Origin of the sequence: Pandoraea commovens (genome assembly GCF_024704525.1) — a bacterium.
Taxonomy (GTDB): Bacteria; Pseudomonadota; Gammaproteobacteria; order Burkholderiales; family Burkholderiaceae; genus Pandoraea; species Pandoraea commovens.
In genome coordinates, this window is the sequence record NZ_CP102780.1 from 5,667,335 (window position 1) to 5,685,097 (window position 17,763).

The following is a 17,763-nucleotide window of genomic DNA, read 5'->3' on the forward strand; positions in this document are numbered from 1 at the left end:
CCCCGTGAGCAACATGAGCGACACCCACCGGTCCAAAGCCACCCCCTCGCATGAGGCGCACAATGCCGTCGTCACCGGCCAGTTCGGCCCTCAGGCATCGGCCTATCTGACGAGCGCCAACCATGCGCAAGGCGCCGATCTGGAGCAACTCGCCGCGATTGCCCGCGCGCACCCGAATGCGCAAGTCCTCGATCTGGGTTGCGGCGCAGGTCACGTGAGCTTCTTCACCGCGCCGCACGTCGCCCGTGTCGTGGCGTATGACCTCTCGGCGGACATGCTCGGCGTCGTTGCGGGCGAAGCGGCCAAGCGCGGGCTGACGAACGTCGACACGCAACTCGGCGCAGCGGAATCGCTGCCGTTCGCCGACGCGTCGTTCGATCTCGTTTTCAGCCGCTACAGCGCGCACCATTGGGCGGACGTCGGTGCGGCACTACGCGAGATGCGCCGCGTGCTCAAGCCGGGCGGCCGCGTCGTGATCTGCGATGTCGCCTCCAGCGGACAGCCGTTGTTCGACACCTACCTGCAAGCGGTGGAAGTGCTGCGCGACACCTCACACGTGCGCGACTACACGTCGGGCGAATGGCTGACGATGGCGGCAGGCGCGGGCTTCTCGGTGGCATCGCTCACCCCGCGCACGCTCGACCTCGACTTCAAGACGTGGACGACACGCATGCGCACGCCTGAACCGATGCAAGTGGCCATCCGCGCCCTGCAAACGGCGATGGCGGACGGCGTACGACAGCACTTCAAGATTCAGGACGACGGTTCGTTCACGCTCGACACGCTCACGCTCGAACTGATCGTCGGCTGACGACGACGGAGGACGTCAAAAAAGGGCGCTGCCCGAGCTGCTTCGTTCGCGAAGTCAGCTCGGGCAGCGCCCTTTTGCATGCATTGCGCCTAACGCGCGTAATGCGCCTAATGCCGCGCCGATTACTGCATGCGTGTCGGTCCTTCACCCTCGTTCCAATCCTGCATTTTGTTCTCGTCGTTCGCACCGCTGATCTCGGCGGCGTCTGCGAGCAACGCCACGTAGTGACGTAGCGCACGCGCACGCGCCTGCTCGTACAACTGCGCGGCAATACGGTCGGCCACGCGCTCGAACGGCGGCATGCGGCCTTTCACGCGACGCTCGATACGCAGGACATGAAATCCGTAACGCGTATTGACCAGCCGCGGCAACACTCCCAGCCGGTCGCCGCAGAACAGCACCAGTTCGAACTCCGGCGCGCCGCTGCCACGTGCGAGCATGCCGAGGCTGCCGCCACTGCGTCCCGACGGACAATCCGACATCGCCTGCGCGACGGTTTCGAACGACGTCGGCTCAGCGAGCACGGCATCGAGCGCAGACTGCGCGCGCCCCAGCGTGCTGGAGAGCGGCACGCCTGCCGACAAGGCAAACAGGATGTGACTCGCCTGCACTTTGTCGCCCACGCGGAACTGCCCGGCGTGATCGTGAAAGTAGGTCCGGCACTCAGCTTCCGTGGGATGACGCACCTGCACGTCGCGTGTGAAGAGCGCGTCGACGACCGCGTCGTCGCTCGCCCCGGCGTCCTCAGCCAGCAGGCGCAGATCGCGCGCCCGCTGGCGCAGCAACTCGCGACTCACGAGTGCACGTTGCGCCGCCGCTTCCGGATCGGCCGCGTCCCGATGCTGATCGATCTCATCGGCGACGCGGCGTGCGTCGATGACAATACCGTTGACACTCAAAGACATGACGGACTCCAACAAAACGTTCATGGCCACCGCGCACTCGCCAGCAACATGCTGGCGAGTCGCCACCTATCGTCAAAACTCGTTCTGAATCCGACGATAGGCGCGCGCGAGCTGCACATTCGTGCGGCTCACCGATTCGGAGAACTCGCGCGCATCGACAGTGACCTTCGGGATGGTCGCGAGATCGGTCTCGCGGCTGATATGTGTGGTCGAGGGAATGTAGAAGTTTTCAGGAATATCTCGCCCGTCGATCACGCTGTTGTGTCGCACCACCACGCCGTCGTGCACGACGCAGTTGAACAGCACCGAATTGAAACCGATGAAGACGTTGTTACCGATCACGCAAGGTCCATGCACGATGGAGCGATGGGCGATGGACGTGTTCTCGCCGATAGTCACGCGTGCGCCGTCTTTCGAATGGATCACGACCCCGTCCTGAATATTGGAATTTGCGCCGATCACGACCGGCTCCATCTTGCCGTCTTCGTCGACCTCGTCGGCGCGAAGCACCGCATAAGGTCCGATGAAGACGTTCTCACCCACGATGATCTGGCCGCACAAAATGGCCGTGGGATCGACGAACGACGTTTCGTGCACCACGGGGTAATCCCCGCGCGGATTCTTTCGCAACATGCTTGAGTCACTCCAGACCGCTCGCTCGTACGCCGGACCACGACAGCACATCGCGCAACAAAGCCATACGCGCAATGCGGACTGTCGGCGCTGGTCACGCCGGAATACGCCCTGTGGGCGAGCGGGGGAAGGGAAACACGGACGGGCGCCGTGCTACAGACTCTCTCACCGCCGCGAACGGTATATCGAAGTTGTAGGCGATGAGAGACGGAAAGGCAAATGTCCGCGATGACGGTGCGGACTCCCGTTGCGCGCTGCACACACCGGTGTGCGGCACGCAGAAAACTCGATGCGAAACTCAGTGCGTCGGACGCGTTGCCGTCGCCTGGTTGTCGTTGGCTGTGCCCGTCGGGCGACCGCGCCAGTAACCCGCGAGCAGCGAGCCCGAGAGGTTGTGCCAAACGGAGAACAGTGCCCCCGGCAATGCCGCCAGCGGCGTGAAGTAGACCTTGCCGAGCGTGGCGGCCAGACCCGAGTTCTGCATACCGACTTCGATGGCCAGCGTGCGGCAGATCGATTCGTCGAAGCCCAGTAGACGACCGCCCCAGTAACCGCCGAGCAGCCCCAGTCCGTTGTGCAGAATCACGCCCACCATGACCAGCGGACCCACCGTGGCAATGTTGCCCTGATTCGCCCCGACGACGGCGCCGATGATGAGCACGATCGCCACCATCGAGACCAGCGGGAGAACACCTTCGATGGCACGCACCACGCGGCCGAAGAAGTGATTGATGAGCAGACCCGCGCCAATCGGCAGCGCCACGATCTGAAGAATCGACAACAACATACCCTCGACGTCCACAGCAATCGAGGCATCGACGTACAAGCGCGTGAGCAGCGGCGTCGCGAACACGCCGACGAGGGTCGACATGGCACTGATGGTGACCGACAGCGCAACGTCGCCGCGGGCGAGATAGATCATGACATTCGATGCCGTGCCGCTCGCTACGCTGCCAACAAGCACCATGCCTGCCGTCAGATCGGGGGGCATGTGAAGCACGCGTGCAATGATCCAGGCGGCCAGCGGCATCACCAGATAGTGCAGCACCACACCCGCAACGATGGGGGCGGGACGGGTGAATACACGCTTGAAGTCGTCGAACGTCAGCGTGACGCCCATCGCAAACATCACCACGGTGAGCAGTGCCGTGACATGCGGCGTAATGCCGGTGAAACTGCCCGGCGAGAAGAAAGCGAAAACGGACAGCAGCAAGGCCCACAAGGGGAACAGCCGGGTGACACGGGCGATCATGAGAGTCTCGGGCGCAAAAAGTTAATATTTTACTTATTTTGCGCAGCGCACCCGTCGGGGCTGACCCTGAGTCACCTGACAGCACTCGCGAAGGCGCGTCTTTGCGCTCGTTCGCGTGCGTGCCGGAGCATGCATGCCGAAGCTGCCGGGCGGCATCTCTCAGACCCATGCCGCAGCTCAAATTCACCGGAATGTTGAGCTGCGTGCACATCGTCGATGCCTCCGGCGAAGCGCTTAATCGCGCTTCGGTTTGCCCATCAGCAGCGCGCCACCGGCGCCGTCGCGGCGCGCCGGACGCGGACCGCGCTGGCCGAAGTCGCCGCGCTCGCCGCCACCGCTGCCGTTCTGCGTGCGCGGTGCGTTCTGTCCCTGACGCCCATTGCCGCCACCTTGTGCGGCGCGCGCGGGTGCGCGCTGAGCGTCACCCGGATTGCCCGGACGCTTCGGTGCCTGTTCGCGGCGTCCGGCGGACTGCGCGACGTTGATGCTGTTGCCAGCATTACCACCGTTCCCGCCATTGCCACCATTGCCACCATTCCCGCCCTGACGGCCGCTGCGTTCGCCCTCGCGACGCGGCTTTGCTTCACCGCTCTGGCGCGCGCCACGGCCACCGTCACGAGATTCGCGAGGCGCACGTACGCTTTGACGCGCGTCGTCGCCACCGCCATTGCGGCCGCCACGACCACCGCCGCCACCTGCGCCACGACCGTTACCCTGCTGATTCTTGCGAATCGGCTGTGCGACGGCGTGCGGATCCGGCTCAAAGCCCGGAATGACTTCGCGGTCGATGGTTCGCTTGATGAGACGCTCGATTTGCTGGAGCAGTTGATGCTCGTCCACGCACACGAGGGAGACGGCTTCACCGTTCGCGCCTGCACGACCCGTACGGCCGATGCGGTGCACGTAGTCTTCCGCCACTTCCGGCAGATCGAAGTTCACGACATGCGGCAGTTGGTCGATGTCGATACCGCGCGCCGCGATATCGGTGGCGACCAGCACTTGCAGCGTGCCGCTCTTGAACTCGGCGAGCGCACGCGTGCGTGCACCCTGACTCTTGTTGCCGTGAATGGCGAGTGCGGGAATGCCGCCCTTCGTCAGTTGCTCGGCCAGACGGTTCGCACCGTGCTTGGTGCGCGTGAAGACCAGCACCTGAAACCAGTTGTGCTCGCGCACGAGGTGTTCGAGCAGTTCGCGTTTGCGATCGCGGTCGACCGGATAGATCTTCTGGTCGACGGTCTCGGCCGTAGTGTTGCGACGCGCGACTTCGATCAGCGCGGGCGACTTAAGCAAGCCGTCGGCCAACTGTTTGATTTCGTCGGAGAACGTTGCCGAGAAGAGCAGGTTCTGGCGTTGTGCGGGCAGCACGGCCAGCACACGACGGATATCGCGAATGAAGCCCATGTCGAGCATGCGATCCGCTTCGTCGAGCACGAGAATTTCGACGCCGGACAGATCGACCGTCTTCTGTTGCATGTGGTCGAGCAAACGGCCCGGCGTGGCAACGAGGATGTCGACGCCGCGTGCGAGTTGCTTGACCTGCGGCACCATCGACACGCCGCCGAACACGGTCATGGAGGTCAGACGCAGGTACTTACCGTATTGCGTGACGCTCTCTTCGACCTGAGCGGCCAACTCGCGCGTGGGGGTCAGCACGAGAGCGCGCACCTTACGCTTGCCGTTGGCGGCAGCCGGTTGCGAACGCGACGAGAGCATTTGCAGGATAGGCAGCGTGAAGCCTGCCGTCTTACCGGTTCCGGTCTGTGCACCGGCGAGAAGATCGCCGCCTTGCAGAACGGCCGGAATCGCTTGCAGTTGAATCGGGGTCGGCTGCGTGTAACCGAGATCGGCTACCGCACGCAAGATGTCGGCCGACAGGCCGAGCGTTTCAAAAGACATATAAAGACCAATGCGCGGACTCCACGATGTGTGTCCCCGCGCGTATCGATGTTGTTTGTTCTTGATGGAATGCCCGCGTGGGCGTGCGACACGCATCGCGCTCATCCGGGCGACGCGTCTGAAGACGCCAGCAAGACGACCCGCCAGCGGATGAAACTCTGGGGCTTGGCGGGCGAGACCGTCGCGGGTACGGCCGTGTCTTGAAAGCGCGTAGTTTACCATGCGCCCTTGCCCAAGTCAGTCGACATCGCGCCCGGACGAACCGCTACACTGATGGCACACCGTCCTGCATCCGTGCCCAGCGCCTGTCCATCTCGTGCCCATCTCGTGTATCTCTCATGCGATTTGACCTGACCGATCTGCGTCTTTGCCTCCTGGTGGCCGAAGCCGGCAGCATCACCGGCGGCGCCGAGCGCGCACATCTCACACTGGCCTCCGCCAGCGCCCGCATTCGCGGCCTTGAAGAGACGCTGGACGTTGCGTTGTTCATGCGCCATCCTCAGGGCGTCGTGCCCACGCCCGCCGGACGCGCCCTGCTTGCGCACGCTCGACGCGTGCTGCTTCAAATCGAGCAGATGCGTGGCGAACTCGGCGAGTACGCCGCTGGCCTCAAGGGCAACGTGCGCATCGCGTCGAACACGGTCGCCATGTCCGAATTCCTGCCCGATCTGCTGGGCGCGTTCCTCACCGAGCATCCCAACGTGGAAATCGCCTTGCGCGAACAGACAAGTCCCGCCGTCGTGCAGGCCGTACTCGAAGGCGCAGCGGACATCGGCGTGGTATCCGACTGGATCGAGCTGACGGGGCTGGAGACGGTGCCGTTCCGGCAGGACCGTCTGGTGATCGTTACGCCGCCGGGACATGCGCTGGCAGCACACGAAGGCGTGGCGTTTGCCGACGTGCTCGATGCGGAGTTCATCGGTCTACCCGCGCAGAGCGCGTTGGCCGAACACATCGACGGTCATGCCAGACGCGCGGGACGCGCCCTGCACTACCGCCTGCGGCTGCGCGACTTCGACAGCCTGTGCCGTGCGGTGGCGACGGGCGCTGCGCTGGGCATCGTCCCGTTGAGCGCCGCCCATCGCTCAGCCGCCGTACTGGACATCGGCATCGTGCCGCTGGTCGACCCGTGGGCGCTGCGCACGCTGGTGCTGTGCATGCGCGAGCGCGACGCTCTGCCCGTCTACGCACGCCAGTTGCTCGATCACTTGCAAGCGCCGCCCGTCGACACCAACCACACAAACAAAAACGGCACGACGTAATTGTCGTGCCGCTTTAGTCTCACGCCCCGGTACTCACAGGCGTAGGGTGAACCGTTACATCGCCGCCGGGCGCGACGCACCGCGTCCGCGCAGCAAGGCGTACAGAATGATCGCGCCGAACGTCGCGCAACCGATGCCGCCCAGCGAGAAGCTTCCGAACTTCAGCGTGAAGTCGCCCGCGCCCAGCACCAGCGTCACTGCCGCGACGATCAGGTTGCGATTGTCCGAGAAGTCGACCTTGTTCTGCACCCAGATGCGCGCGCCAGCCACCGTAATCAGACCGAACACCACAATCGATACGCCACCCAGCACCGGCCCCGGAATCGTCTGGATCACTGCGCCGAACTTCGGCGAGAAGCCCAGCACCAGTGCCAGCACCGCCGCGACCGCGAACACCAGCGTCGAGTAGATCTTCGTCACGGCCATCACGCCGATGTTCTCGGCATACGTCGTCACGCCCGTGCCGCCGACGCTGCCCGACACGATGGTCGCCAGCCCGTCGCCAAGGAATGCGCGCCCCATGTAACGGTCGAGGTTCTGTCCCGTCATGGCGCTCACGGCCTTGATGTGCCCCAGATTCTCAGCCACCAGAATGATGGCGATGGGTGCGAGCAGCACCATCGCTTCCGGCTTGAACACCGGTGCGGCGAAATGCGGCAGACCGAACCACGCGGCGTTGGCCACGACAGCGAAGTCGATGGGCTTACCGAGTCCCATGCCGTTCGTCAGCACGGCGTAGAGCACGTAGGCGAGCAGCAGGCCGACCAGAATCAGCAGACGCTGCACCATGCCGCGCGCGAACACGGCCACGAGACCTACGCACAACACCGTCGCCAGTGCCATCCACGTGTCGAAGCTGGTGGCCGAGACGCCCTTGACCGCGACCGGGGCGAGGTTCAGGCCGATCACCGCGACGACCGCCCCCGTCACGACCGGCGGCATGAGCGCTTCGATCCAGCGTGTGCCGACGACCATCACGATCAGCCCGATGATGGCGTAGAGCACCCCGCACGCAATGATCCCGCCGAGCGCGACGGGAATGTTCAGGTTCGGGCCGCTGCCCGCATAGCCCGTCACCGAAATGACCAGACCGATGAACGCGAAGCTGGAGCCGAGATAACTGGGCACGCGTCCGCCGACGAGCACGAAGAACAGCAACGTGCCGATACCCGACATGAAGATCGCGAGATTCGGATCGAAGCCCATGAGCAACGGGGCCAGCACGGTCGAGCCGAACATGGCGACCACGTGCTGCACGCCCATCGCGATGGTCTGCGGCCACGGCAGACGCTCATCGGGGGCAATCACGCGCCCCGAGGCGGTGTCCTGCGATTGCCACTTCGGAAAGTAACCCTCGGCCATATCGATCTTCTCCTGTGTGTCATGCCGTATCGTGTGGTCCCTACCGTGCGCATCACACGCCAAACACGCTAAGTGTGTGAGGCGATAGGGAAAAACTGGCCGCAGTGTACGGAGCGCCCGCACGGAAGGCAAGGCGAGAAAGCGCGGATACCTCGCGGTTACCCGATACGTTGGGACGGCACGACAGATGAGAGAGCGTCTGCCCGGCCGCGACCGTCCGTCGATGCCGGGCGGGGCGGACGGGCGTGGATCAGCGCTTGGCGAGTCCCTGCAGGATCACGTCCGCCAGCGCGGTGTAGTTGCCGTCGAAATGGTGCCCGCCGGGCATCTTCACGACCTGCACCCGTTTGGGATCGAGTCCGGGACAGTTGCTGTCGTCCTCGTCCGCGCCATAGATGCACATCGCCATGCCATCGGGCAGACGCTCCACCTCGGGCCGGATCGGCAGCCCGTTCTGGCTCGACATCACCCAGTTGGTCATGCGGAACTCGAAATCGGCCTTCTGACCGAGTCCCATCAGCACCAGCAGGCCCACACGCTCACGCGCCGGCGGCGGCATCCGGTTGACCATGAACGGCAGCACATCGGCCCCCTGCGAGTAGCCGATCAGGATCGCGCGCTTCTTGTTCCAGCGAGTCTGATAGAAGCGCATGAGACGGTCGATGTCGAGTGCGCCCGACGCGGGGGTGCGCGCCGACCAGAAGTACCGCAGCGAATCGACACCCACGACGGGAATGCCATGCGCGGCAAGTGCCCCGGCGACATCGCGATCGAGCCCGGCCCAGCCGCCGTCGCCCGACATCAGGATGGCGAAGGTATCGGCCAGATTCGCGGCAGGTTTGCCCGTCGCTGGCACCTCGATCACGGGTAAATCGGCCACGGCCGCAGGCGGTCGCGCCGTGCCTGCCACATGGTGCGCATTCAGACGCCGGAACGCATTCTTGTACTGCGTCACCCAATCGGCCAGCACCGGCGTGGACGAAGCGCCGGTCGCCGAGGCGGACGTCGTACCGCTCGTATCCATCGCCCCCAGACTGCCCGCCAACCCGCCCACGAGCCAGTTTGAATTGGGTGTGCGCGCGGCGAACTCCTGCGCGACGTGGTCCGAGCAACGCGGGGCGCGCGCAGGACTCGCAGGGCCGCCGGACGGGCCGCCCATCGCCAGCCACGGAGCGCTCATCACCGGCGCGGGTAACAGACGCATCGGTGCGCCGCCCGGCGTGTGTGTGATGCCGCGCCCGAAATGCACACCTTCGCCCTGACACAGCGGGCGCGACATCGGCAGCACCGGACAGAAGTCGACGGACAACGCGCCGGAGAACGTGTCGCTACCGGCCTGCGCGAGCATGGCGTACGCGAACGTGCCGCCCACGCCGTCGCCCACGAGAATCGGCGGGGTGTAGCCCGGCAGTTTGACGGCGGCCTCGACCCATCGGCCGAAATTATCGAGATCGCCCGCCGCGTAGACGCACGCGATGTCGTCCTTGGTGTAGTTCGCCATCAGCCGCGCGGTGTCGATGCCCGCGACCAGCGCGCCGGTGTCGGCCAGCGCACGGGCCATGCGTTCGGCGCGTGGCGTCCAGCCGTCGTCGTCGGAGAAGAACAGCACCGTCGCGTTGGGTTCGCCCTCCGGCCGGAAAATGGGAACGCTCTCGAAGCGTCCGTGCGTCATGATCTCGGGGGCAGCGCCGCCCGAGCCTGCATTACCGGCGCTACGAAAGGCCGCCGCGCCAGCCGCCGCAGCTGCTGCCTGCGGCATGACCGGTGCGGGGACGCTCGACGCTGCGGCGCGCGATTGCGCCACCGGTCCGGCTTTCGGCGCGGGCTTGAGCACGTTCAATGGATTGCCGCCATTGGCTGCTGGTTCGGCGGGCTTCGACGTCTGCGCTATCGCGCAAGTGGCGGACACGGTGATCGCGAGCGCCGCCGCATACCGCGCAGCCCGCGTCATGCGCGCGCGTCCGACGTCCGGTTTCACCGATCCCGCTCGCCCGCCGTCGCCCTTGCCATCCATCGCCATCGCGCTCCCTGTCATTTCGTAATCATCCCTTTCCAGCCACCGCCCACGAGCGCGGCGACGTCGGCCAGCGTCAACATCGGTGCAATACCGCCCGGTGTCATCAGATAGCGCGCCTCCCATTGCGGATCGAATTTGTCCTTGAAGCTGCGCAGCCCCCGGAAGTTGTAGAAGCGCGCGCCGTGCGCGAACATCATCCGCCCGAAGCGGTGCCAGCGCGGCGCAAGCTGATGCGTCTCCATGCCCGACATCGGCGCCATGCCCAGACCGAAGCGTTGATAGCCCTGCGCCTTGAAATGCAGCATCAGTTTCGCGAAGAGGAAGTCCATCGTGCCCGGTGGCGAATCGGGCACCTGACGCATCAGATCGATGCTCGCTTCGATGCGCTGCACATCGGGGCACATCAGCGTGGCGAACGCGACGAGCCGGTCTTCGCGCCGCACGAGCGCTACCGGCTGACGCGCGACGTACGTATCGTCGAACGCCCCCAGCGAAAAGCCCTTCTCGCGTGTGTGCTGACGCGCAAGCCACGCATTCGACACAAGCCGCATCTCCGCCAGATGAGGCGCAACGTTCTCCGGCGGCACAATCTCCAGCGTCAGTCCTTCACGCTCACCGCGCGTCACACCATGACGCAGATTCGCACGACGCGCGCCTTGCAGACCGAACTCCGGCAGCGAGACGAACGCCTCCTCACCCAGTTTGTACGCGCGCAGTCCTGCGTCGATGTAAAGCGGCAACGCCTGCGGACGCGTCTTGTAGAACGCCGCGCGACCACCGTGCGCATCGGCCAGTTCGATAAACCGCCAGATCAGCTCCGGCCATTCCTTCTGATCGCCGACCGGGTCCGAAAGCGACACCCACGAGCGGCGATGCTTCGCGTACATGATGAACGCGTTACCCGACGGTGAGAACAGGAAGCTCTTGTCGCCCATCAGCGCGAGGCACGCGTCGGCGGCAGGTTGCTTGCGGATGACGGCCTTCGCGCGCGCCAGTTCGTCTTCCGTCGCGGGCACCATCGCGCCCGGCGATTGCCGCAGCAATTGCCATAACGACAACCCCAGTCCGATTACGGCGACGACCATCAGCGCACGCATCGAGCGCGGCGCATCGCCGTCGAACGTGAATTGCCACCAGAGTTGATTCGCGTAACCGACGCGTCGGTACGACATGAACATCAGCCAGGTACACGCGCCCAGCACCGACAGCACGGCGATGATCCAGCCCGGTTCGAACGACTGCGTGAATAGCGACGAGCGCCGGTCAAACTGCTTGCGCGAGACGAGCAGCAAGGTCGCGAGTACGGCCAGCACGAAGAATTCCGACAGCGCGATGCCCTTCGGAATCGCCAGCACCGCCGCGATGACGGTGAGGCCCAGCGAGCCCCACCACGCCGCGTCGAGCCGGTGCAGCAGTCCGCGCGCGAGGAACAGCATCGACAGCCCCGCCACGCTGCCCAGCAGGTGCGACACCTCCACGAGGAACAGCGGCACATGGCGTCTCAGGAAGTCCTCGGCATCGCGCGTTGCAGGCGTCACCCCTGAGATCAGCAGCATCACACCGGCCACGAGCGTGAGTGCCGCGAGCAAGCCGGGGAAAAGGCGCACGGCGGCACGTCCGATCGGGGCGGCCGGTCCCTGCCGCAATTCGAACGCCGCGAGCAGGCACGCGGCGAAGATCAGTGGCAGCAGATAGTAGATGCCGCGATACAGCACCAGCGCCCCCGCGACCTGACTGATCGGTGCGTGGCCGTTCGTCGCCAGCAGAATCACCGCTTCGAACACGCCGACGCCACCCGGCACGTGGCTGAGCACGCCGAGCGCCATCGCGATGGCGTAGAAGACGACGAACGTCGGCAGATCGACCACACCGGCGGGCAGCAGGCACCAGAGCGCGGCGGCGGCCATGCCGAGGTCGGCGGCGGAAATCACCAACTGACGCAACGCGAGGCGCAGCGGCGGCAACGGCATCGACCAGCGGCCGAAGATCGCGACCGAGCGTTTGCGGGCGCACAGGACGAGGAACGCGGCCGCGCCCGCCAGTAGCAGCACCGCGAAGGCCTGCAACATCCACGCGGGAATCGGCACCAGCGCCGAGACGCGCGACGCGCCCCACAACATCCCCAGCGAGCCGAACACCGTCATCCCGAGACCGAACGCCCCGGCGTTGAACGCGACGGCCTGCGCGACCTTCGAGGCATCGACGCCCGCTGCCGCGTACATCCGCATGCGCACCGTGCCGCCTGTCAGCACGCCCAGACCGACGGAGTTGCCCAGCGCATAGGCGATGAACGACGTCAGCACGACGGTCGAGCGCTTCACCTTCGCCCCGGCGAACGCCAGTCCAGAGATGTCGTAGCCGGTGAGCGCCGCATAGCTCGCCAACGTTGCCAGCATGGCAAGCACGAGGCGCGTGACCGGCGTGGCGTGAATGGCCGCGATCACGTTGTCGTAATGCACGTGTCGCAACATGTGATGCAACGCGTCGAAGACAAACAGGCCAAGCAGCAACACACCGGCGACGATCAGCCACGGGCGGGCCGCACTCCACGGAAAGCGTCTGATCAGGCGGATGGGCGCAGGCAAGGCCTGCCAGGCGGCCTCGACGGGCGACGGGGAGGAAGCACTGGGTAATTCGGGCGGGTTGCCGTCACCCCCGCCAGCGGCAGAGGCCGCAGCGCCGTGTCCGGCAGTGGCCGGAGAAAGCGCCACAGGGGAAGCTGGATCGGCGGGCCGGCTCGGGCGCGCACGGGACGGTTCAGTCATGTTTCGGTCGTTCCTTCGGCCGGCACGACGTCATCGGGACGCCGCCCTTAAGGCCTGTGGGCGAGTCGGAGCCTGTCAATCTTGGGAGATAGCTTACACCGCGATGCGTAACAGGTCTTGTCGGTGCGTCACTGACAAGGGCTTCACTTAGGATGCCGGAACGCCCGCAAAACGCCGCCGGACGGGCGTCTGCGGTCGATGCTTCACGTTATGAGGAAGTTTCGGCAGCGCAATATCGGTGACGTTCGCTGCGCCATGCCCGTCGCACGGGGCTTCGCCCGGCCGATTGCATCCACCTATCGCCAGAAATGCGCGATATGTGCAACTTAATGTAAAATGCGCAGGTTTTGCTGGGTATTTACCCGAAGTTTTTCCTACACTTCGATTTCGAACATCGCCGTAAAGCGGCACGTGCGCACTCCGAACCATTCCGACTCCGAAGAGAGTTGATTCGCGGTTCGAAGTTTTGTGCGCGGGGGGAGTTAAGTAATGAACGTCGAACGGCATAGCCGTCCGGCAGCAGGGGCACGTTGTACAAAGCTATGGGCGATGTCAGGCGATTGGCATGACATGGCACGGGCTATGGGGCGTACCGGCGCGTCTGCACGCCGTGTTGTCCTGACTATCCTGCTGGGCGCTGCCACACTGATGACGGCGAGTCACGCGCTCGCCCAGACGCCGTCAAGCGCGTCGTCCGCCGCATCCGCCACCGGTGCGGTCGTCGCCCTGCCATCATCGGGCGCGGTCACGCCGATCAAGCCCGCCGTGCCGATCGGTCAGTCGACCATCGCGCAGGGTGTCGCGCAGATCAAGGAGCGCTACAACCTCTCGCATGTCTGGCTGCGCACCGAGTCGGACGGCGGCGTCGCGCTCGAAGCCGCCACGCCGGGCGACGAAGTCCAGCAATTGCTGCCCGTCGCGAGCCTGTCGAAGTCGGTGACGGCTATCGGGATCGCGCTGCTGGTACAGCAAGGCAAGTTGTCGCTCGACGCCAAACTCAGCGATCTGCTCACCGACTACGCAAAGGAACACGGCAAGCCGCTCGACCCGTCGTTACGCGATCTGACGGTGCGACGCCTGCTCGCCCACCGCGCGGGGCTCGCAACGAACGGTTTCAACGATCCGGTCAACGGTCTGTTCAGCGGGCTGGCGATCCGTCGTGTGGGCGGTAGCGCCGACTTCTTCAACTATCTGGATGCGGGCGAGGCCAGCCATTCGACGGGCCGCTCGGACTTCGTCTATTCGAACGTCTCGTATCTGTTGCTCGGGATGGTGATCGAGGCGGTGTCCGGCGAGGATTACAAGGACTTCTGCGAGAAGAACATCTTCGCGCCGCTGGGCGTGACGGATGCGAAGCTGCCCGAAAGCTGGCGTCTGCTTGCACCGTTCGCGGGCTGGCAGATGTCGACGGGCGCGTTGCTCAAAGTGTGGCGCGTGTTCGACGTCCGTCACCCGAGTCTGCTCACGGAGAAGACGCTGCGCACATTGTTGCTCGATAAGCAGTCGGGGCCGGTGAATTCAGATCGCGATGTGTATTACACGCTCGGCGTGTTCCTGCTGCCGGGGGCCGGGGATCGAAGCTATCGCATCAGTCACGACGGCATCGCCGACTTCTTCCGCACGCAGTCGACCTATTACACCGTGGTGGAAAAGACCGTGCCGGGTGACAGTTGGGCGCTGGTGGTTTCGCCGATTCCGTCGCGCGGCCAGTTCGGTGCGCTGCAACGCGACGTGCGACGCATCATTCGACAGGCGCGTCTGGTGCCTTGAGGGATGACTCGGCGACGGGGGCGTCGCTGAGGAAATCTGAGAAGTCGCAGACGTACGTCCCCGCAATCAGGCCGCGTTTCTGCGACGCACTCAATTGCTTGATGCGGTACTCGGCACGCGAGGCCGTCGACCGGTCGGCAAACGACAGTGAGAGCAACACCCGTGACGGCGGATACGCCCGCGTGAAGCGCGCCCCCTTCCCCGCCACATGCGCCGCATAACGCGCCTCCACGTCGACCGTGATCCCCGTGTAAATGCGTCCACCGGCACACTCCAGCAAATAGAGATACCAGGGCTTCGGTGCGGTGACGATTGCGACTTCGTTCGTTTCCAACGTCTGAATTTGCTTCTGAAGGGATGCCCGTATTGTAGTCGCACCATCCCATAGACCGAACCATGTAAGATCGCTGTTCTGGCCCATCATCAAAACGACAAGCGCCATGAACGAAACGGTTTCGTCGGAGACACTGCACGCTTCGAACCTCTTGCGTCGCGAACGATTGCGCGCCCGGTTGCGGGCGCTCGGCGGTTACGCCGCGTTCGCGCTTCTCGCACTCGCGCTGTGGGCTGCGAGTCACGGAAGTACAACGCTCGGGCTATCGCCCACGGCGGCGCAAGCGGCTGTCCTCGTGCTCTTCACCATTGGCGCGTGGGCGTTCGGTCTGTTCCCCGAACCCGTCACTACGTTGACCTTCTTCCTGCTCGCAACGCTGCTACACGTCGCGAAGCCCGAAGTCATCTTTGCCGGTTTCCATTCCGCCGCATGGTGGCTCGTCTTCGGCGGTGCCGTCACCGGGCTGGCCGTGCGCACGACCGGGCTCGGTTCGCGACTTGCGTCCACGGTGTTCGCGCTCAAGCGTCCGACGTACCCCCGCTATGTCGCGTCCGTCATGGTGGCCGCCGTCGGCCTCGCCTTCGTGATGCCCTCGACCACTGGCCGCATTCTGCTGCTCATCCCCATCGTGCTCGCGCTCGCGGATCGCATCGGTCTCACCGAAGGGCGACGCGGACGCACCGGCCTCGTGATGATGGTCGCCGCCGCGAGCTACATGCCACCGACGACGATCCTTCCCGCGAACATTCCGAACAGCGTGCTGATGGGCGCGGCCGACGCCTTCTATGGCGTGAAGCTGCATTACGCGCCGTATCTGCTGCTGCACTTTCCTGTGCTCGGAGCACTCAAGGCAGTCATTCTCGTGTGGGTCGTCTGTCGTCTGTTTCCGGACGACGGTCCGCTCACGAACACATCCACCACGACCCCGCCTGCGCTGACGAACGACGCCCGCCATCTGTCCATTCTGCTGGCGCTTGCGCTCGCGGGCTTTGCGACGGACGCATGGCACGGCATCTCCCCCGCGTGGATCTCCGTGGCTGCTGCGATCATTTGTCTGCTGCCCGCGATTCATATCGTGACGCCGAAAACCTTCACCGATCAGATGCAGATCACACCGCTCATCTACGTCGCAGGGTTCCTCGGGGTAGGCGCCGTCGTCGCGGATAGCGGACTGGGAGAGAAAGTTGCGCGGCTATGTCTGGACGCCGTGGGCATGGTGCCCGGCACGCCGGTCATCAATGCTGCATGGCTCATCGCCATCGGCGCGGCCATCGGGCTTGTGGCGACCCTGCCCGGTCTGCCCGCCGTACTCACACCGCTCGCGGGTCAGCTCTCCACAGCGAGCGGCCTGCCGCTCTACACCGTCCTGATGCTTCAGGTGCCGGTGTTCTCCACGGTGTTGTTGCCGTATCAAAGCCCGCCGATGATGATTGCGATGCACCTCGGCGGCGTCGGCATGCGCGACGGCACACGGCTGACCGTCGTGATGACGGTCATCTCGCTCGTGCTGCTTTTCCCGTTGGACTATGTGTGGTGGCGTGTGCTCGGCATGTTGCCGTAAGCTACCGGAGATGAAGACGACGACGTGTCGCGAGCGGACATGCGACGCGTCGGAACCCCTTGATGATCGCGGCAGAACACCAGCCAGCGATCGCCGTCCTCGTCGCGCCAGAATGCGCCTTCGCGCTCCAGAATCGCGCCCAACCGAAGCCTCACTTCACGCAGATGCGCGTCGCTCACGCCCGGCAGAATCATCCCGCGCACGTAGCTCAGATGCGGCACCGTTCGCAACAACGTACGGATCAGCTGACAGAATCGCCTCACCGCCTGATCGCTTGACCGCGCATCGGCATCCAGCCGGAAATCGGTAATCGTCAGCACGTAGCCCGCAGCGACTTTGTCGAGACGATGACAAAGGGACAACTCGCCGTTCTCGACGCGTTGTCCCAGAGTAATGTGCATGCGTTCGCAGACCTCCGCGCGCGCCGTGAAACGGTGAGTCCTGAAAAATGCCGCAACGGCGCGCTCGCAGACTGTCATGAATGGGTCACTGGATAAGTCACTGGCTGAGTTAGCGGATGGCTTCGTAAAGCTTGGTGAGATGTTGCCCTGCGAGGCCGTACAACTGACGCGTGACCTCGCGCAACTCACCGCTCGCCGCATCGATACGCTGACGCAAACGGTCGTTGCTCTTGCGCGTCTCGTCGGTCAGTCCGGTGGCGAACTCGCCGACCACCTCGTTATCGCGTCCCCGGTTCGATAGGTCGGCGGCCGCAAACTCGAACGCCGGTTTTCCGAACTGTCCGACGCCGCTCACCACACCACCGAACATCTGCCCGATCTCCATCTTGTCGCGCATGCCGTAGCGCGCACCGATCACACTGCCGCCGAGCGACATGAAGCCCGTGAAGAGCGACCCGCCAGCGGAGGTCATCGCAGACTCGTAGTGCTTCTTGTTGGCGCGATATTTCTCGTCGCGCGCCGCCACGCCTCTCGCGAACAGCATCACGTCGTGACGTGATCGGTACGACTGATCTGTGTTGCGCTCGCCGACGCGAATTTCCATCATCAGCTTCACCAGTTGCATGAGCGTCACCAGTCCGTCGACGGCACGTCCGCCACGATCCGGCATCCGAACATCAGACACCCACGCGCTGCGCTCACTCTGCGCCGTGGTCTGCCACGACGTCGTCGTTGCTATACCTGCCATTTATGTACCCCTTTTTGGAAGACGCGACCGAAGCCGCGTCGATGAT

General features: G+C 64.6%; 14 protein-coding genes. 4 read left to right on the forward strand and 10 right to left on the reverse strand.

Features of this window, described 5'->3' with window-relative positions; all coding sequences use genetic code 11:
• Window positions 1-13: 13 nt before the first annotated feature.
• Window positions 14-811, forward strand: coding sequence for a class I SAM-dependent methyltransferase (locus NTU39_RS25520; protein WP_150664157.1), 798 nt, complete (start codon window positions 14-16; stop codon window positions 809-811).
• A 122-nt stretch (window positions 812-933) separates the two neighbouring features.
• Here the strand turns inward: NTU39_RS25520 and NTU39_RS25525 are convergent, their stop codons facing one another.
• The 4 genes from NTU39_RS25525 to NTU39_RS25540 all read right to left on the reverse strand — a co-directional run bounded on the left by NTU39_RS25525 (window position 934) and on the right by NTU39_RS25540 (window position 5,497).
• Complete coding sequence (locus NTU39_RS25525) at window positions 934-1,716, reverse strand: peptidylprolyl isomerase (protein ID WP_373275340.1); 783 nt, start codon at window positions 1,714-1,716, stop codon at window positions 934-936.
• Between the two features lie 72 nt (window positions 1,717-1,788).
• The gene (locus NTU39_RS25530; protein ID WP_039393831.1) at window positions 1,789-2,349 is read right to left on the reverse strand and encodes a DapH/DapD/GlmU-related protein; all 561 of its coding nucleotides are present in this window, start codon (window positions 2,347-2,349) and stop codon (window positions 1,789-1,791) included.
• A gap of 298 nt (window positions 2,350-2,647) precedes the next feature.
• Entirely contained in the window at window positions 2,648-3,601 is a 954-nt protein-coding gene (panS, locus tag NTU39_RS25535) for a ketopantoate/pantoate/pantothenate transporter PanS (protein WP_150663567.1), read from the reverse strand.
• Between the two features lie 234 nt (window positions 3,602-3,835).
• Window positions 3,836-5,497 carry a DEAD/DEAH box helicase gene (locus NTU39_RS25540; protein WP_150663568.1) on the reverse strand — a complete coding sequence of 554 codons (1,662 nt, stop codon included), beginning with the start codon at window positions 5,495-5,497 and terminating at the stop codon, window positions 3,836-3,838.
• A 338-nt stretch (window positions 5,498-5,835) separates the two neighbouring features.
• On the opposite strand from NTU39_RS25540, the gene NTU39_RS25545 reads away from it, so the two are divergent.
• The gene (locus tag NTU39_RS25545; protein WP_257958844.1) at window positions 5,836-6,759 is read left to right on the forward strand and encodes a LysR substrate-binding domain-containing protein; all 924 of its coding nucleotides are present in this window, start codon (window positions 5,836-5,838) and stop codon (window positions 6,757-6,759) included.
• A 54-nt stretch (window positions 6,760-6,813) separates the two neighbouring features.
• On the opposite strand, the gene NTU39_RS25550 is transcribed toward NTU39_RS25545, so the two are convergent.
• From NTU39_RS25550 to mprF, 3 genes are all read right to left on the reverse strand, one after another.
• Entirely contained in the window at window positions 6,814-8,121 is a 1,308-nt protein-coding gene (locus NTU39_RS25550) for a solute carrier family 23 protein (RefSeq protein ID WP_150663570.1), read from the reverse strand.
• A 250-nt stretch (window positions 8,122-8,371) separates the two neighbouring features.
• On the reverse strand, window positions 8,372-10,156 hold the full coding sequence (locus tag NTU39_RS25555) for a virulence factor family protein (protein WP_217426145.1): 1,785 nt from the start codon (window positions 10,154-10,156) through the stop codon (window positions 8,372-8,374).
• A complete protein-coding gene (mprF, locus tag NTU39_RS25560) occupies window positions 10,153-12,903 on the reverse strand; it encodes a bifunctional lysylphosphatidylglycerol flippase/synthetase MprF (RefSeq protein ID WP_150663573.1) in 2,751 nt (916 codons plus the stop codon). The genes NTU39_RS25555 and mprF overlap by 4 nt, the downstream gene beginning before the upstream one ends.
• Before the next feature lie 570 nt (window positions 12,904-13,473).
• On the opposite strand from mprF, the gene NTU39_RS25565 reads away from it, so the two are divergent.
• On the forward strand, window positions 13,474-14,673 hold the full coding sequence (locus NTU39_RS25565) for a serine hydrolase domain-containing protein (RefSeq protein ID WP_257958846.1): 1,200 nt from the start codon (window positions 13,474-13,476) through the stop codon (window positions 14,671-14,673).
• On the opposite strand, the gene NTU39_RS25570 is transcribed toward NTU39_RS25565, so the two are convergent.
• Window positions 14,645-15,115, reverse strand: coding sequence for a GIY-YIG nuclease family protein (locus tag NTU39_RS25570; protein WP_257958847.1), 471 nt, complete (start codon window positions 15,113-15,115; stop codon window positions 14,645-14,647). The genes NTU39_RS25565 and NTU39_RS25570 overlap by 29 nt on opposite strands.
• Here NTU39_RS25570 and NTU39_RS25575 point away from each other — a divergent pair.
• Complete coding sequence (locus NTU39_RS25575; RefSeq protein WP_150663575.1) at window positions 15,114-16,568, forward strand: SLC13 family permease; 1,455 nt, start codon at window positions 15,114-15,116, stop codon at window positions 16,566-16,568. The two genes, NTU39_RS25570 and NTU39_RS25575, sit on opposite strands and share 2 nt — an antisense overlap.
• Here the strand turns inward: NTU39_RS25575 and NTU39_RS25580 are convergent.
• Both NTU39_RS25580 and NTU39_RS25585 read right to left on the reverse strand, forming a co-directional pair.
• Window positions 16,532-16,969: a hypothetical protein gene (locus NTU39_RS25580; RefSeq protein WP_257958848.1), complete on the reverse strand. Its 438-nt coding sequence runs from the start codon at window positions 16,967-16,969 to the stop codon at window positions 16,532-16,534. The genes NTU39_RS25575 and NTU39_RS25580 overlap by 37 nt on opposite strands.
• A gap of 109 nt (window positions 16,970-17,078) precedes the next feature.
• The gene (locus tag NTU39_RS25585; protein WP_257958849.1) at window positions 17,079-17,717 is read right to left on the reverse strand and encodes a hypothetical protein; all 639 of its coding nucleotides are present in this window, start codon (window positions 17,715-17,717) and stop codon (window positions 17,079-17,081) included.
• Between the last annotated feature and the right edge of the window lie 46 nt (window positions 17,718-17,763).

Coding starts and splice junctions, on each gene's coding strand:
- NTU39_RS25520 (WP_150664157.1), top strand. CDS start 14: ATGAGCGACACCCACCGGTCCAAAGCCACCCCCTCGCATGAGGCGCAC.
- NTU39_RS25525 (WP_373275340.1), bottom strand. CDS start 1,716: ATGTCTTTGAGTGTCAACGGTATTGTCATCGACGCACGCCGCGTCGCC.
- NTU39_RS25530 (WP_039393831.1), bottom strand. CDS start 2,349: ATGTTGCGAAAGAATCCGCGCGGGGATTACCCCGTGGTGCACGAAACG.
- panS (WP_150663567.1), bottom strand. CDS start 3,601: ATGATCGCCCGTGTCACCCGGCTGTTCCCCTTGTGGGCCTTGCTGCTG.
- NTU39_RS25540 (WP_150663568.1), bottom strand. CDS start 5,497: ATGTCTTTTGAAACGCTCGGCCTGTCGGCCGACATCTTGCGTGCGGTA.
- NTU39_RS25545 (WP_257958844.1), top strand. CDS start 5,836: ATGCGATTTGACCTGACCGATCTGCGTCTTTGCCTCCTGGTGGCCGAA.
- NTU39_RS25550 (WP_150663570.1), bottom strand. CDS start 8,121: ATGGCCGAGGGTTACTTTCCGAAGTGGCAATCGCAGGACACCGCCTCG.
- NTU39_RS25555 (WP_217426145.1), bottom strand. CDS start 10,156: ATGACAGGGAGCGCGATGGCGATGGATGGCAAGGGCGACGGCGGGCGA.
- mprF (WP_150663573.1), bottom strand. CDS start 12,903: ATGACTGAACCGTCCCGTGCGCGCCCGAGCCGGCCCGCCGATCCAGCT.
- NTU39_RS25565 (WP_257958846.1), top strand. CDS start 13,474: ATGGCACGGGCTATGGGGCGTACCGGCGCGTCTGCACGCCGTGTTGTC.
- NTU39_RS25575 (WP_150663575.1), top strand. CDS start 15,114: ATGAACGAAACGGTTTCGTCGGAGACACTGCACGCTTCGAACCTCTTG.
- NTU39_RS25570 (WP_257958847.1), bottom strand. CDS start 15,115: ATGGCGCTTGTCGTTTTGATGATGGGCCAGAACAGCGATCTTACATGG.
- NTU39_RS25580 (WP_257958848.1), bottom strand. CDS start 16,969: ATGCACATTACTCTGGGACAACGCGTCGAGAACGGCGAGTTGTCCCTT.
- NTU39_RS25585 (WP_257958849.1), bottom strand. CDS start 17,717: ATGGCAGGTATAGCAACGACGACGTCGTGGCAGACCACGGCGCAGAGT.